This window comes from Stenotrophomonas maltophilia (assembly GCF_006974125.1).
Taxonomy (GTDB): Bacteria; Pseudomonadota; Gammaproteobacteria; order Xanthomonadales; family Xanthomonadaceae; genus Stenotrophomonas; species Stenotrophomonas maltophilia_O.
On sequence record NZ_CP037858.1, the window covers coordinates 3,550,650 to 3,565,059 of the forward strand.

The 14,410-nt window shown below is 66.9% G+C and carries 10 protein-coding genes and 3 tRNA genes; 6 read left to right on the forward strand and 7 right to left on the reverse strand.

Going from position 1 to position 14,410, the window contains the following annotated elements; all coding sequences use genetic code 11:
* Positions 1-9 precede the first annotated feature (9 nt).
* Positions 10-1,188 carry a multidrug efflux MFS transporter periplasmic adaptor subunit EmrA gene (gene emrA, locus EZ304_RS16245; protein ID WP_142807607.1) on the forward strand — a complete coding sequence of 393 codons (1,179 nt, stop codon included), beginning with the start codon at positions 10-12 and terminating at the stop codon, positions 1,186-1,188.
* Between the two features lie 7 nt (positions 1,189-1,195).
* Positions 1,196-2,782, forward strand: coding sequence for a multidrug efflux MFS transporter permease subunit EmrB (gene emrB, locus EZ304_RS16250; protein WP_142807608.1), 1,587 nt, complete (start codon positions 1,196-1,198; stop codon positions 2,780-2,782).
* Between the two features lie 193 nt (positions 2,783-2,975).
* On the opposite strand, the gene EZ304_RS16255 is transcribed toward emrB, so the two are convergent.
* Together EZ304_RS16255 and EZ304_RS16260 are read right to left on the reverse strand one after the other, a co-directional pair.
* Positions 2,976-3,060 (reverse strand) — tRNA-Leu (locus EZ304_RS16255).
* 50 nt (positions 3,061-3,110) lie between these two features.
* The gene (locus tag EZ304_RS16260; protein WP_142807609.1) at positions 3,111-4,010 is read right to left on the reverse strand and encodes a LysR family transcriptional regulator; all 900 of its coding nucleotides are present in this window, start codon (positions 4,008-4,010) and stop codon (positions 3,111-3,113) included.
* Between the two features lie 99 nt (positions 4,011-4,109).
* Between EZ304_RS16260 and EZ304_RS16265 the strand changes: the two genes are divergently transcribed.
* Positions 4,110-4,856 (forward strand): sulfite exporter TauE/SafE family protein, encoded by a 747-nt coding sequence (locus EZ304_RS16265; RefSeq protein ID WP_099551087.1) that lies wholly within the window; start codon positions 4,110-4,112, stop codon positions 4,854-4,856.
* Positions 4,857-4,912: 56 nt separating this feature from the next.
* Here EZ304_RS16265 and EZ304_RS16270 read toward each other — a convergent pair.
* Both EZ304_RS16270 and EZ304_RS16275 read right to left on the reverse strand, forming a co-directional pair.
* Positions 4,913-4,997 (reverse strand) — tRNA-Leu (locus tag EZ304_RS16270).
* A 205-nt stretch (positions 4,998-5,202) separates the two neighbouring features.
* Positions 5,203-5,287 (reverse strand) — tRNA-Leu (locus tag EZ304_RS16275).
* Between the two features lie 254 nt (positions 5,288-5,541).
* On the opposite strand from EZ304_RS16275, the gene rnr reads away from it, so the two are divergent.
* The 3 genes from rnr to rlmB all read left to right on the forward strand — a co-directional run bounded on the left by rnr (position 5,542) and on the right by rlmB (position 9,301).
* Positions 5,542-7,875, forward strand: coding sequence for a ribonuclease R (gene rnr / locus EZ304_RS16280; RefSeq protein ID WP_428999718.1), 2,334 nt, complete (start codon positions 5,542-5,544; stop codon positions 7,873-7,875).
* A gap of 94 nt (positions 7,876-7,969) precedes the next feature.
* On the forward strand, positions 7,970-8,464 hold the full coding sequence (locus EZ304_RS16285; protein ID WP_142807611.1) for a GFA family protein: 495 nt from the start codon (positions 7,970-7,972) through the stop codon (positions 8,462-8,464).
* A 93-nt stretch (positions 8,465-8,557) separates the two neighbouring features.
* Entirely contained in the window at positions 8,558-9,301 is a 744-nt protein-coding gene (rlmB, locus tag EZ304_RS16290) for a 23S rRNA (guanosine(2251)-2'-O)-methyltransferase RlmB (RefSeq protein WP_005408775.1), read from the forward strand.
* Positions 9,302-9,684: 383 nt separating this feature from the next.
* Here the strand turns inward: rlmB and EZ304_RS16295 are convergent, their stop codons facing one another.
* The 3 genes from EZ304_RS16295 to EZ304_RS16305 are packed head-to-tail and all read right to left on the reverse strand — an operon-like array spanning position 9,685 to position 14,320.
* Entirely contained in the window at positions 9,685-11,124 is a 1,440-nt protein-coding gene (locus EZ304_RS16295) for a TolC family protein (protein WP_142807612.1), read from the reverse strand.
* Positions 11,121-13,079, reverse strand: coding sequence for a MacB family efflux pump subunit (locus EZ304_RS16300; protein WP_142807613.1), 1,959 nt, complete (start codon positions 13,077-13,079; stop codon positions 11,121-11,123). The genes EZ304_RS16295 and EZ304_RS16300 overlap by 4 nt, the downstream gene beginning before the upstream one ends.
* On the reverse strand, positions 13,076-14,320 hold the full coding sequence (locus tag EZ304_RS16305) for an efflux RND transporter periplasmic adaptor subunit (protein ID WP_099551948.1): 1,245 nt from the start codon (positions 14,318-14,320) through the stop codon (positions 13,076-13,078). Before EZ304_RS16305 ends, EZ304_RS16300 begins: the two co-directional genes overlap by 4 nt.
* Positions 14,321-14,410 lie beyond the last annotated feature (90 nt).

Consider the following 14,410-nt stretch of genomic DNA (forward strand, 5'->3'; position numbering starts at 1 on the left):
ACGCCTGCCATGAGCCAGACCCAAGACACCGCGGCCCCGGCCGCCCCCAACCGCCGCGGCAACCTGCTGCGCGGCCTGTTCGTGATCGTCGTGCTGCTGCTTGCAGCACTGGCGCTGTGGTACTTCATGTTCGGCCGTTGGTTCGAAGAGACCGACGACGCCTACGTGCAGGGCAACCAGGTGCAGATCACCCCGCTGGTGGCCGGTACCGTGGTCGCCATCAACGCCGATGACGGCATGCGCGTGGAGCGCGGCCAGCTGCTGGTACAGCTGGATCCGTCCGACACCTCGGTGGCACTGCAGCAGGCCGAAGCCAACCTGGCCAAGACCGTGCGCCAGACCCGTGGCCTGTACCGCAGCGTGGAGGGCGCGCAGGCGGACTTGAACGCCCGCCAGGTGACCCTGAAGCGCGTGCGCGAAGATTTCGCCCGTCGCAAGGACCTGGCCGCCACCGGTGCCATCTCCAATGAAGAACTGGCCCATGCCCGTGACGAGCTGGCCGCTGCCGAAGCCGCCGTGGCCGGTTCGCGCGAGACCGTCGAGCGCAACCGCGCGCTGGTCGACGACACCGTGATCGCCACCCAGCCGGACGTGCAGGCCGCCGCCGCGCAGCTGCGTCAGGCCTTCCTCAACAACGCCCGCGCCGGCATCGTCGCGCCGGTGACCGGCTACGTTGCCCGTCGTTCGGTGCAGGTCGGCCAGCGCGTGCAGCCGGGCAATGCCCTGATGGCGGTGGTGCCGACCGAGCAGATGTGGGTCGAGGCCAACTTCAAGGAAACCCAGCTGCGCCACATGCGCCTGGGCCAGGAAGTGGAGCTGAAGTCGGATCTGTACGCCGGCGACGTGAAGTACAAGGGCCGCATCCAGAGCCTGGGCCTGGGCACCGGCTCGGCGTTCTCGCTGCTGCCGGCGCAGAACGCCAGCGGCAACTGGATCAAGATCGTGCAGCGCGTGCCGGTACGCATCGCCATCGATGCCAAGCAGCTGGCCGAGCACCCGCTCCGCATCGGCCTGTCGATGAAGGCCGAAGTGAGCCTGCGCGACCAGAAGGGCGAAGTGCTGCCGAGCGCCCCGGCCAAGGGCACGGTGTTCGACACCGACGTGTATGCCAAGCAGCTGCATGATGCCGATGAGGTGATCCATACGATCATCCAGGGCAACCTGCCGCAGCAGGCGAAGGTGGGCTGAGGTCGCCATGTCCGCACAAGCTCCAGCCGCGCCCGGCGCTCCGGGCGCACCGGCGGCGCCGGGTGCGGCCTCCGGGTTCCTGCCGCCCAGCGTCGCCCTGTGCACCGTGGGCCTGGCGATGGCGTCGTTCATGCAGGTGCTCGACACCACCATCGCCAACGTCTCGCTGCCGACCATCGCCGGTAACCTTGGTGCCAGTTCGCAGCAGGCCACCTGGGTCATCACCTCGTTCGCGGTCAGCACGGCCATCGCGCTGCCGCTGACCGGCTGGCTCAGCCGTCGTTTCGGCGAACGCAAGCTGTTCGTCTGGGCCACGCTGGCCTTCGTCATCACCTCGCTGCTGTGCGGCCTGGCGCAGAGCATGGGCATGCTGGTGCTGTCGCGTGCGCTGCAGGGTTTCGTGGCCGGCCCGATGTACCCGATCACGCAGTCGCTGCTGGTCTCGATCTATCCACGCGAGAAACGCGGGCAGGCATTGGCGCTGCTGGCGATGATCACGGTGGTGGCGCCGATCTGCGGCCCGATCCTCGGTGGCTGGATCACCGACAACTACAGCTGGGAATGGATCTTCCTGATCAACGTGCCGCTGGGCATCTTCGCTGCACTGGTGGTGGGCAACCAGCTGAAGGGGCGCCCGGAGCACATCGAGAAGCCGAAGATGGACTACGTCGGCCTGGTCACCCTGGTGATCGGTGTCGGTGCGCTGCAGCTGGTGCTCGACCTGGGCAATGACGAGGACTGGTTCTCGTCGATGAAGATCGTGGTGCTGGCGTGTGTGGCGGTGGTGACGCTGACAGTGTTCCTGATCTGGGAACTGACCGACAAGGATCCGATCGTCGACCTGAAGCTGTTCCGGCATCGCAACTTCCGCGCCGGTACGCTGGCGATGGTGGTGGCGTACGCGGCGTTCTTCAGCGTGGCGTTGCTGATCCCGCAGTGGCTGCAGCGTGACATGGGCTACACCGCGATCTGGGCGGGCCTGGCGACGGCGCCGATCGGCATCCTGCCGGTGATCATGACCCCGTTCGTGGGCAAGTACGCATCACGCTTCGACATGCGCATGCTGGCCACGGTGGCGTTCATCGTGTTGTCGATGACCAGTTTCCTGCGTTCGAACTTCAACCTGCAGGTGGACTACAACCATGTAGCGGGCGTACAGCTGATCATGGGCATCGGCGTCGCGCTGTTCTTCATGCCGGTGCTGCAGATCCTGCTGTCGGACCTGGATGGGCGCGAGATCGCGGCGGGCTCCGGCCTGGCCACCTTCCTGCGTACGCTGGGCGGCAGTTTCGCGGCGTCGCTGACGACGTGGCTGTGGGCGCGGCGCACCCAGGTGCACCATGCCGACCTGACCGAGCACATCTCGGTCTATCAGCCGGGCATGCAGGACCAGGTGGCAGCGATGGGGCAGGGCGACCTGCAACATGGCGCGGCGGTACTGAACAACATGATCAACCACCAGGCATCGCAGATGGGCTTCAACGACATCTTCTTCCTGCTGGGCTGGATCTTCCTGGCGATCATCGCGTTCCTGTGGCTGGCCAAACCGCCGTTCGGCGCAGGCGCAGGTGCGGCCGCCGGTGGCGGGCACTGAAAACTCCCTGGAAACACGTGCTGTATTTTGACCCCGCCGCAAGGCGGGGTTTTTGTGTGTGCATTCCTGCGAACACCGGATGCATCCACGCATAGCGTGGATCTACCGTGGGCGCAGACGTAATCATCGCGTTGACGCTGCAAACCCCGGAAACGAAAAAACCCGCTTTCGCGGGTTTGATCATCTTGAGTCGTGGTGCCCAGGAGAGGACTCGAACCTCCACGGTTTTACCCGCTAGTACCTGAAACTAGTGCGTCTACCAATTCCGCCACCTGGGCGACTCAGGAGATGAATTGTGCGGTACGGCAGAGAGTGTGTCAACAACATTTCACACTTTTTTCTGCGGCTGCACGCCCAGGTGATGCAGCAGGCTGCGCATCGCCGGTGACAGCTGCGTCCACTCGGCAAAACACGCACACAGGCGACGTTGTGCCCATGCATCGGCGAGCGGCACGGCGACGGTATGCGTGCTGCGCCGATGCTGGCGGGCGATGGTCCGCGGCACGATGCCGACGCCAATGCCGTGGCCGACCATGATGCACACGCCTTCGAAGGTCTTCATGCGGATGCGCACGTCCAGGCGGCGCCCGATGTCGCGCGCCTGGTCTTCGATGTAGGTCTGCAGTGCATTGCCATCGGCCAGGGCGACGAAGGTCTCGCCGGCAACCTCGGCGAAAGCCACGTTGCGCCGCGATGCGAAGCGATGGTCGGCCGGCAGCAGCATCACCAGTGGATCTTCGGCGACCACATGCTGCTGCAGGCCGGCAGCGTCGACCGCATCACTGATGATGCCGGCCTCGGCCTGGCCAGCGCTGATCGCACGCACGACTTCGGGGCTGGTGCGCTCCAGCAGTTCCACGTGCAGGCGTGGGCGTTCGGCCAGCCACGGTGCCAGCCGCGAGGGCAGGTAGTTGGTCAGTGCTGCGGTATTGGCATAAAGATGCAGGGTGCCGCGCGCACCATGCGCGAACGCCTGCAGTTCGCCGCGCAGCTGCGTCTGCTGTTGCAGGATCAGGCGTGCATGGTGGGCGAGGGTGGCACCGGCTTCGGTCAGGCTGACGCCACGTGGATGCCGGTTCAACAGCGGGGTGCCGGCATCGGCTTCGATCGTGCGCAGGCGTTCGCTGGCCGAAGCCAGTGCCAGGTTCGCCTGGGCCGCGCCGGCCGTGATGCTGCCGGCTTCGGCAATGGCCAGGAACAGGCGCAGGTCGGCGATATCCATCCGCATGTGATGCCCTCATTGCAACGCCTGAGCCTTCGGATCAGCCGAAGGCGTGGCCGGGAAGACCGCATTGTGCGCCGGGTGGTCGGTCGATCCAATGAAGGCATGAATGAATCGATGTACTTCTACGTGCTGCTGGTAGTGGTGTTCGTGCTGGCCGGCGTGGTCAAGGGCGTAACCGGCATGGGCTTGCCGACCGTGGCGATGGGGTTGCTCGGCAGTACGCTGTCGCCGGTGGCGGCGGCATCGATGCTGTTCATCCCCACCTTTGTCACCAATGCATGGCAGCTGTTGTCCGGGCCATCGCTGGGCCACATCGTGCGGCGCCTGTGGCCGATGATGCTGGCGGTGGTGGTGGTGACGCTGGGTTCGGCCGCGCTGCTGGTACGGGTGGATCGCACCTGGTCGCGCGTTGCACTGGGCGTAGCGCTGGTGGTCTATGCGGCCTATGCCCTGCTTGCGCCGGTGTTCCGCGTGCCGCAGCGGCGCGAGCGTTGGCTGGGGCCGCTGGTGGGCGCGTTGTCGGGCGTGGTGACCGGCGCCACCGGCGTGTTCGTGATGCCGGCGGTGCCGTACCTGCAGTCGCTGGGGTTGCAGCGCGAGGAGCTGGTGCAGGCGCTGGGGCTGGCCTTCACCGTGTCGACGATTTCGCTGACCACCGGCCTGGTGCTGCACGGCGCATTCGGCATCCAGCAGCTGGGGCTGAGTGCGCTGGCGGTGCTGCCGGCATTGCTGGGCATGTGGCTGGGGCAGGTGATCCGGCAGCGGATCAGTGCCCGGGTGTTCCGTGCCTGTTTCCTTGGGTTCCTGCTGCTGCTCGGGCTGGAGCTGGTGCTGCGGCCGCTGTTCTGATGCTGGATTCCGGCCATGAAAAAACCCGCTTTCGCGGGCTTTTCTCATTCTCGACGTGGTGCCCAGGAGAGGACTCGAACCTCCACGGTTTTACCCGCTAGTACCTGAAACTAGTGCGTCTACCAATTCCGCCACCTGGGCGTCGAGGAGCGAGATTATGGGGTGTTGTTATGGAGGTGTCAACACTTTTTCTGGATCCGGGGTCTGATTCCGTTTCGCGTGCGGAACGGGCTCCGACCCCATCCAACCTGCTTGGGGTCAGGGCCCTTTCCTTTGGAAAGAGATCCGACCCCATTGCTGGATTACAGGCAAAAAAAATCCCCGCCGAAGCGAGGAGTTTTTTCGTTGGTGCCCAGGAGAGGACTCGAACCTCCACGGTTTTACCCGCTAGTACCTGAAACTAGTGCGTCTACCAATTCCGCCACCTGGGCGTTCCAGAGGCGCAATTGTGAAGATGAATCCGCAGGCTGTCAACGACTTCCTGAACATTTTTCACGCAAGGCCTTCAAGACGGCCGCTGACCCGTTCTGCACGCCGTCAACGGCTACCATGTAGGGCGATGACTACCAAAAAACCAAGCAAGGGCGGGAGCACCTCCCGCAGCCAGGCCCCGAAGAAGGGCGCCAAGGCGGGCACAGCCCGCGCCACCAAGCCGGGCAAGCCGTTGCCGGGCTGGTTCCCTGAATTGAATGAAGGCGGCGCACCACCGCGTGGCCGCAAGGTCCGCAGTAGCGACGCACCGGGCCCGGCCCCGGGCCGCAAGCTGCCGCCGACCGGCAAGGTGATCGACGATCCCTACGCCGCGCGCGAAGCGGAGAAATACGAACAACCCATCGCCAGCCGCGAGGCCATCCTGGCCCTGCTGGAGCGCTGCGAAGGGCCGCAGACCGCCGAGGAACTGGGCGCACGCCTGGGACTGACCGCACCGGACCGTGCCGAGGCGCTGTCGCGCCGGCTCGGCGCCATGGTCCGTGATGGCCAGCTGGTGCAGAACCGCCGTGGCGGCTTCGCCCCGATCCAGACCCTGAACCTGGTGACCGGCGTGGTGATCGCCAACCCGGAAGGGTTCGGCTTCCTGCGCCCGGTCGAGGGTGGCGACGATCTGTTCCTGCCGCCGTATGAAATGCGCAAGGTGATGCACGGCGACAAGGTGCTGGCCCGCGTGACTGGCATCGACCACCGTGGCCGTCGCGAAGGCAGCATCGCCCGCGTGCTCGAACGCGGCATGACCCGCCTGATCGGTCGCTTCAGCATCGAGATGGGCATCAATTACGTGGTGCCCGACGACAAGCGCGTGCAGCGCAACGTGCAGGTGCCGCCGGACCAGACCGGTGGCGCGCGCGACGGCCAGCTGGTGGTCTGCGAGCTGACCCAGGCGCCGGACAGCCGCCGCCCGCCGATCGGCCGCATCATCGCCGTGCTCGGTGACAAGCTGACCGCCTCGCTGGTGGTGGAAACCGCTATCCACGGCCATGAACTGCCGTTCGAGTTCCCGCAGGAAGTGCTGGACGAAGCGGCCTCGGTGCCGCTGGTGGTCGAGCCGGCGATGATCGGCGACCGCGTTGATCTGCGCAGCACACCGTTGGTCACCATCGATGGCGAGGATGCCAAGGACTTCGACGACGCGGTGTACTGCGAGCCGAATGCCGATGGTTTCCGCCTGGTGGTGGCGATTGCCGATGTCTCCAGCTACGTTCGTCCGGGCACGCCGCTGGACGAGGAAGCACAGAAGCGCGCCACCTCGGTGTACTTCCCGGGCTTCGTGGTGCCGATGCTGCCGGAGACGCTGTCCAACGGCATCTGCTCGCTGATGCCGAAGGTCGACCGCATGTGCTTCGTCTGCGACATGCAGATCGACCGCGACGGCCTGGTCACGCATTCCCGCTTCTACGAAGCGGTGATGAACTCGCACGCGCGCTTGACCTACACCCAGGTGTGGAAGGCGGTGGGCGAGGACGATGCCGATACCAAGGCCTGGATGGGTGACCTGCTGCCGCAGGTGCAGCGCCTGCACCAGCTGTACAAGGTGCTGTCCAAGGCACGCGCCAAGCGGGGTGCCATCGAGTTCGAAAGCAGCGAAGTGCGCTTCGTGCTGGACAACCGCGGTGAAGTCACCCAGGCCGGCATGCTGGTGCGCAACGATGCGCACAAGCTGATCGAGGAATGCATGATCGCGGCCAACGTCGAGGCGGCGAAGTACCTGCTGTCGCGCCACGTGCCGGCCCCGTACCGCATCCACGAGAAGCCGCCGGAAACCAAGTACGCCGACCTGCTGGAATTCCTCAAGGAGTTCAAGCTGAGCCTGCCGCCGTGGTCGAAGGTGCGCCCGGGCGATTACACCAAGCTGTTGAAGAAGATCCGTGACCGCCCCGATGCCACGCTGCTGGAATCGGTGCTGCTGCGCAGCCAGAGCCTGGCGATCTACAGCCCGGAAAACCACGGTCACTTCGGCCTGGCACTGGAGGCGTACGCGCACTTCACCTCGCCGATCCGCCGCTATCCCGACCTGCTGGTGCACCGCGCGATCAAGCACGCGCTGTCCGGCAAGCCGCTGGACAAGTTCACCTACAACGCCCGCGAAATGGCTGCGCTGGCGCTGCAGTGTTCCGAGCGCGAGCGTCGGGCCGACGAGGCCGAGCGCGAGGTGGACGAGCGCTACCGCGCCGCGTGGATGGAAAAGCACGTGGGCGGGCAGTTCGACGGCGTGATCAGCGGCGTGACCAGCTTCGGCCTGTTCGTCGAACTGGACGAGTCGAAGGTGCAGGGCCTGGTGCACGTGACCCAGCTGCCGCAGGACTATTACAAGTTCGACGCCACCCGCAAGACGCTGACCGGCGAACGCCGTGGCAGCAGCTACCGGCTGGGCGACCGCGTGCGCATCCTGGTGCTGAAGGCCAGCATGGAAGAGCGCAAGATCGACTTCCGCCTGGTCGAACACAAGGGCGAGGACGAAGGCGATGACCTGCCGCCGCTGCCCGAGCGTGGCAAGCCGGCCAAGCGGAAGAAAGAGAAGTATTGATGACCGTGGTAGTGCCGGCCGCTGGCCGGCATCCATGGCACCCTCGGCACCGACGTGTTGCCGGCCAGCGGCCGGCACTACCAGGAGACATCGCATGCAGGGCCAACCCGAATACAGCGGCGGTTGCCAGTGCGGCGCGATCCGCTTCCAGGCGCGTGGCGCGCTGACCGACAGCTCGATCTGCCACTGCCGGATGTGCCAGAAGGCCTTCGGTGCCTATTACGCGCCACTGGTGTCGGTGCGCGGCGTGCAGTTCAGCTGGACCCGCGGCCAGCCGCGCTATTTCCAGTCGTCCAACGTGGTGCGGCGCGGCTTCTGCGCCGACTGTGGCACGCCATTGACCTACGAGGCGCCCGATGGCGTGGCGGTGGCTGCTGGCGCGTTTGACGAACCCGAACGCCTGCCGCCGACGATCCAGTACGGAGTCGAGCGCAAGCTGCCCTTCGCCGACAGCCTGGCCAGCCTGCCGGCGCGCCGTACCGAGGAGGACATCGCTGCCCTGGACTTCCTGGCCACGATCGTGTCCCACCAGCACCCCGACCACGACACCCCGCACTGGCCGCCGCGCAGCCGTTCAGCCGAAGGGTGAACGGCCGGTAGCGCCGGGCCATGCCCGGCGAGCGCGAAGCGCGGTTGTCGCCGATGCTCTACCATAGCCACCCCCTTTCCGGTCCCCGCCCGCATGAGCAAGAACAGCCAGTGGATCGTCGGCGTCAACGCCGTCGCCTCCTCCATCGAGAACGACGCCGAGAACGTCCGCGAAGTGCTGGTCGAGGCCGGTGCGAAGAACCCGCGCCTGACCGAGATCGAGGAAAACGCGCGCCGCAAGGGCATTGACGTGCGCAAGGTGAACAGCCAGGCGCTGGATGGCGTGGGCGGTTCGGTGCGCCACCAGGGCGTGGCCGCGCGCTATGCCGCCGCCCGTACCTACAGCGAGAACGAGCTGGAAGGCCTGGTCACTGCAGCCGAGGGCAAGGCCCTGCTGCTGGTGCTGGATGAGGTACAGGACCCGCACAACCTCGGCGCCTGCCTGCGCTCGGCCGCTGCGGCCGGTGCGACCGCAGTGATCATTCCCAAGGACAAGTCGGCCACGGTCAATGCCACCGTGCGCAAGACCTCGGCCGGTGCCGCCGATCTGATCCCGGTGGTAGCGGTGACCAACCTGTCGCGCTGCCTGAAGGACCTGCAGAAGCAGGGCGTCTGGATCTATGGCCTGGCCGGTGAAGCGACCGCCTCGCTGTACCAGCTGGACCTGAAGGGCAACATCGCGCTGGTGCTGGGTGGCGAGGCCGATGGCCTGCGCCGTCTGACCCGCGAAAACTGCGATGGCCTGGTCAAGATCCCGATGCCGGGCGAGATCGAGAGCCTGAACGTGTCCGTCGCCGCCGGCGTCAGCCTGTTCGAGGCCGTGCGACAGCGCGGTTGATCGGCTGGCGCGACGTGATCGGGGTCAGATCCCTCTCCTACGGGAGAAGGGATCTGACCCATTTTTTTGATCGGAAGGATCGTGTCGACCAAGGTCGACACCTACCAGAGCAGAACCGGATCAGGGCCCGTGCCGACCAACGGCCGGCACCAAGCATCAGCAGCAGATTCCGACAGCTCGCGGAGACGGTCGAGGGCGGGGTGGGGCCGGTGGCAGGGGTGTGAGCCGCATGGATGCGGCGACCAAGCCCCCATGGACGGGTTCACGGCGTCCCCTGCCACCGGACCCGCCTCGCCGTCCCACAGGAAGCCAGCTTTTGACGTTGACGTTGCCGTTGCCGTTGCCGTCGCTTCGGCGGGTGCGGGGCGCAGCCCCGCATCGCCTTACCCCGCGCTGCCGCCCAGCGCCTTGAACAGGGTGACGTCGTTGTTCAGCTGCCCCTGGCGCACGCGTGCCAGCGACAGCTCGGCGTCGCGCCGGGTCTGCTGCGCTTCCAGCCAGGTCCGCAGATCGGTGGCACCCACGCGGTAACGCACTTCCTGTGCGCGCTCCACTTCCACCGCCTCGTCATACGACGCCTGCGAGGCGGCTACCTGGCGCACCAGCTGCTCGCGGGCCGACAGCGCGTTGTCCACTTCCGAGAGCGCGGTGTAAAGCGTCTTGCGGAAGTTGGTGGCGGCGATCTGGTAGGCGGTGCCGGCGATATCGGTATCCAGCTGCGCGCGCTGCAGGTTGAGGAACGGCAGCGACAGGCCCGCGCCCAGCGTGGCCACCGGGTTGCGCAGCACATCCCCCAGCGAGGTCGCACTGGAGCCGAGGCTGCCGGTCAGGCTCAGGGCCGGGTAGTACTGGGTGGCGGTCACCTTGATGGTCTTCAGGCTGTTGCGCAGGCGCAGTTCGGCCGCGCGCAGGTCGGGACGGCGGCCGAGCAGGTCGCTCGGCAGGCCTTCGCTGATGCCCGGGCTGTGTGCGCCCAGCAGGTCCTGCGGTTCGTCCTGCTGCGGCCACGGCGTGCCGTCCAGCAGCACAGTCAGGGCGTTGCGCACCTCCACCCGCTGCTGTTCCAGCGCGCTCTGCGCCGAGCGCTGCGACTGCAGGTTCTGCAATGCCTGGCGAACTTCCAGGCGCGATACCGCGCCGGCCTCGAAGCGGGCCTGCACCAGTTCGCGGGTGCGCTCCAGGCGCTCTAGGTTGGCCTGGCCGGTGGCGATCGACTGATTGAGGTAGGCCAGGTTCCAGTACTGGGTGATGGTGTCGCCGATCACAAGCAGCGCGGTGTTCTGCCGGTCTTCCTCGCTGGCCTCGGCTTCCCAGCGGGCGATGTCACGCTGGGTGCGCAGGCGGCCCCACAGATCGACCTCCCAGCCCAGCGAGATGCCGGTGGAATAACTGCGGCGCCAGTCGTCGGCCTGGTCGGTGGCGCGGCTGGTATTGCCGCTGATGCCGGACGACGAAGGCTGTGGCCACAGCGCGTTGCTGGCCAGCCCGGCCTGCAGGCGCGAGCGTTGCACGGCCAGGCCGGCGGCAGCGAGGTCGCTGTTGGCGGCCAATGCCTGCGCTACCAGGCGGTCCAGCCGCTCATCGCCGAAGCCGGTCCACCAGCTGTCCTGGCGAATGTCGCGGCCGGGGGTATCCAGGCTGCTGCGCGGGTCGTCGGCCGGTGCATTGAGCGTGGCATCACCACGCCCGTAGGTGGCCGCCACATCGGGGTCGTGCACGGGATAGCGGCCGACCGACGCACAACCGGACAGCGCGAGCAGGACGGCGCCGGCCAGCAGCAGGCGCGAGGGAGCAGGGAAGGGTAGTCGGGTCATCATCTTCATTCGCGGGCCAGGGCCTCCACCGGGTCGAGCTGCGCGGCATTGCGCGCGGGCAGGAAGCCGAACGCCACGCCGATCAGCGTCGAGCAAGCGAATGCGGCAACAATCGAGGCGGTGGAGAACAGCACCTGGAAGTCACTGGCGAAGCGGCCGATCATCGAGCCCAGCAGCAGGGCCAGGCCAATGCCGAGCACGCCGCCGAGCAGGCACACCAGCACCGCTTCGATCAGGAACTGCTGGCGGATATCACTCTGCCGCGCGCCCACGGCCATGCGCACACCGATCTCGCGCGTACGCTCGGTCACCGACACCAGCATGATGTTCATCACGCCGATACCGCCGACCAGCAGCGCGATGGCGGCAATGGCGCCGATCAGCAGGGTCATCGTACGCGTGGTCTGCTCGATGGTTTCGCGGATCTCGGCGCTGTTGCTGAGGAAGAAATCCTCGGTGCCATGGCGCAGGGTCAGCAGGCGGGTGATCGCTTCCTGTGCCGCATCCATCGGCGTGCTGTCGTCCACGCGCACGGTAATGCTGGAGACGTGGCTCTGGCCGAGCATGCGCGACATCACCGTGGTGTACGGCACCCATACGCTGAGGCTGGTGCTGCCACCAAAGCCGAAGCTCTGGCGCTTGGCCACGCCAACCACGCGTGCCGGCACGTTGCCGAGCAGGATCACCTTGCCGACCGGATCGACATCGGGGAAGAACTGGATCTGGGTGTTCTCGTCGATCACCGCCACCTGGCCGAGGCCCTTCACTGCGTCACTGTCGAAGAAGCTGCCACTGAGCAGGGTCACGCCCTTGACCCGGAAGAACTGCTCGCCGACACCGCTGACCTGCGCGGTGGACGACTGGTTGCGGTAGCGCGCGGTGACCGAGGTCGACACGCTGGGGGTGGCGCTGTCCACATAGCTCTGCTTGGCCAGCGCATCGGCATCGCTGGCCTTGAGTGTCTGCACGCGGGCTGAGCGCATGTCGCCGAAGCCGCGGCCGGGGTAGACGTCGATGGTGTTGGTGCCCAGCGCACTGATGTTCTGCAGGATCTGCTGCTGCGAGCCATTGCCCAGCGCCACTACCGACACCACCGAGGCGATGCCGATGATGATGCCGAGCATGGTCAGGAAGGTACGCAGCCGATGCGCGTTCATGGCCAGCAGGGCCATGCGGAAGGCCTCGGTGAAACGATCCCGGGCCGCCCGCCAGCTGTTGCCGTGGGCAACGCCGGTGCTGGCTTCGCGCTGCGCACGGTAGGTCGGCGCCTCCGGGTTGGCGCGGTCGGCGATGATCTCGCCATCGCGGATCTCGATGATGCGCTGCGCGTGCTGGGCCACGCTCATGTCGTGGGTGACGATGATGATGGTGTGGCCTTCGGCATGCAGTTCGCCGAGGATCGCCATCACTTCCTCGCCGGATTTCGTGTCGAGCGCACCGGTGGGCTCATCGGCCAGGATCACCTCGCCGCCGTTCATCAGCGCACGCGCGATCGAGACGCGCTGCTGCTGGCCGCCGGACAACTGGCCCGGCTTGTGGTGCATGCGATCGCCCAGGCCAAGCCGCTGCAGCAGCTGCTCGGCGCGCGCGTTGCGCACCGGGCCAGGGCTGCCGGCATACACCGCGGGTACTTCCACGTTGCCACGCGCGTCCAGGTCGCCCAGCAGGTGGTAGCGCTGGAAGATGAAGCCGAAATGCTCACGGCGCAGTTCAGCCAGTTCGTCCGGCTCCATCCTGCCGGTTTCGCGGCCGGCCACCTGGTAGCTGCCGCGGGTAGGGCGGTCGAGGCAGCCGAGGATGTTCATCAGCGTCGACTTGCCCGAGCCGGACTGGCCGACAATCGCCACCATCTCACCGGCGTGGATGTCGAGGTTGACGTCACGCAGCACGGCGATCACATCGTCGCCGGCCGGGAATTCGCGTCGCAGGTCGCGCAGGCGCAGCAGCGGCGCCGTCGTGCTCATCGGCGCGGACCCATGCCCGGGCCGCCGACCCGCATCTGCATGCCGCCACGGGTCCCGCCACCGGCACCGGCCGCAGCCGCATTGGCCTCGCCGACCACCACGCGCTCGCCTTCCTTCAGCCCGGACAGGATCTCGGCCGAGGCGCCGTTGTTGATGCCGACGGTGACCTTGCGCGGCTGCGGCTGGCCCTTGTCGTCCAGCACCCGCACCATGCGCTCATCGCCACGACGCTTCGGCCCCAGCGCCACCGCTGGCACCATCAGCACGCCCTTGGCCTGCTTGAGCAGTACCGAGACCTGCGCGGTCATGTCGATGCGCAGCGTGCCGTCCGGGTTTTCCACGTCGAACAGCGCGTTGTAGTAGACCGCGCTGCTGGAACTGGAGCTGGACGAACTGCTGGAGCTGGACGAATTCTCGTTGGCGATCGAGGCCGGCGCCGGATTGATCTGGCGCAGAGTGGCGTGGTACTTGCGGTCCGGGTCGCCCAGCGTGGTGAAGTACACCGGCATGCCGGCCTTGATCTTGACCACGTCGGCCTCGGAGATCTCGGCGTTGACCGTGACCACGTCCAGCCGCGCCAGCATCACGATGGTGGGCGCGGTCTGGTTGGCGTTCACGGTGCGGCCTTCCTCGGCCACCACCGCGACCACCGTGCCATCCATCGGCGCGGTGATGCGGGTGTAGGCCAGGTTGGCGCGGGCGGTGCCCAGCTCGGTTTCGCGGCCCTTGATCTGCGCCTCGTAGGACTGCAGCTGGGCGCGGGCGGTCTTCAGCTGCGCCTCAGCGGCATCGAATTCCTGGCGCGAGGTGGCCTCGGCGGCCAGCATCTGCTGCTGGCGCGCGAACTCCAGTTCGGCCTGGCGCAGGGTGGCCTGCTGCACGGCGCGCTGGGCGGTGACCTGGTCCAGCGAGGCCTGCGCGTTGAGCACCTGGTTCTGCTGGGTGGTGGCGTCGATCTCGGCGATCAGGTCGCCTTCCTTCACCGTGTCGCCCAGCTGCACCTTCAGCGACTTGATCTGGCCGGAGGCCTGCGCACCGACGCTGACCAGCTTGTAGGCGTCGATCACGCCGGTGGCGTCCACGGTCTGCTCGATGTCGCCGCGGCTGACCGGCGTGGTCGCTACGGCCGGGGCGGCGGGCCTGCGCAGCAGCCACCAGGCGGCCACGGCAACAATCAGGGCAAGCAGGGCGATCAGTATCAGGCGACCCCGGCGGGTCGCGGGCAACAGGCGGAACGTCACGTCGTGGCTTCACTCTCGGGGCCGCACGGGCGGCGTTGGCGGGCATTGTGAAGACCGGGCGATGGGCCGCTCAATCCTCGGGGTATGTCT

What these genes read in the sequence shown, in the direction of transcription:
- EZ304_RS16295 (WP_142807612.1), bottom strand. Translation starts at nt 11,124, where the DNA reads ATGAAGATGATGACCCGACTACCCTTCCCTGCTCCCTCGCGCCTGCTG.
- EZ304_RS16265 (WP_099551087.1), top strand. Translation starts at nt 4,110, where the DNA reads ATGAATGAATCGATGTACTTCTACGTGCTGCTGGTAGTGGTGTTCGTG.
- EZ304_RS16300 (WP_142807613.1), bottom strand. Translation starts at nt 13,079, where the DNA reads ATGAGCACGACGGCGCCGCTGCTGCGCCTGCGCGACCTGCGACGCGAA.
- emrA (WP_142807607.1), top strand. Translation starts at nt 10, where the DNA reads ATGAGCCAGACCCAAGACACCGCGGCCCCGGCCGCCCCCAACCGCCGC.
- EZ304_RS16285 (WP_142807611.1), top strand. Translation starts at nt 7,970, where the DNA reads ATGCAGGGCCAACCCGAATACAGCGGCGGTTGCCAGTGCGGCGCGATC.
- EZ304_RS16260 (WP_142807609.1), bottom strand. Translation starts at nt 4,010, where the DNA reads ATGCGGATGGATATCGCCGACCTGCGCCTGTTCCTGGCCATTGCCGAA.
- emrB (WP_142807608.1), top strand. Translation starts at nt 1,196, where the DNA reads ATGTCCGCACAAGCTCCAGCCGCGCCCGGCGCTCCGGGCGCACCGGCG.
- rlmB (WP_005408775.1), top strand. Translation starts at nt 8,558, where the DNA reads ATGAGCAAGAACAGCCAGTGGATCGTCGGCGTCAACGCCGTCGCCTCC.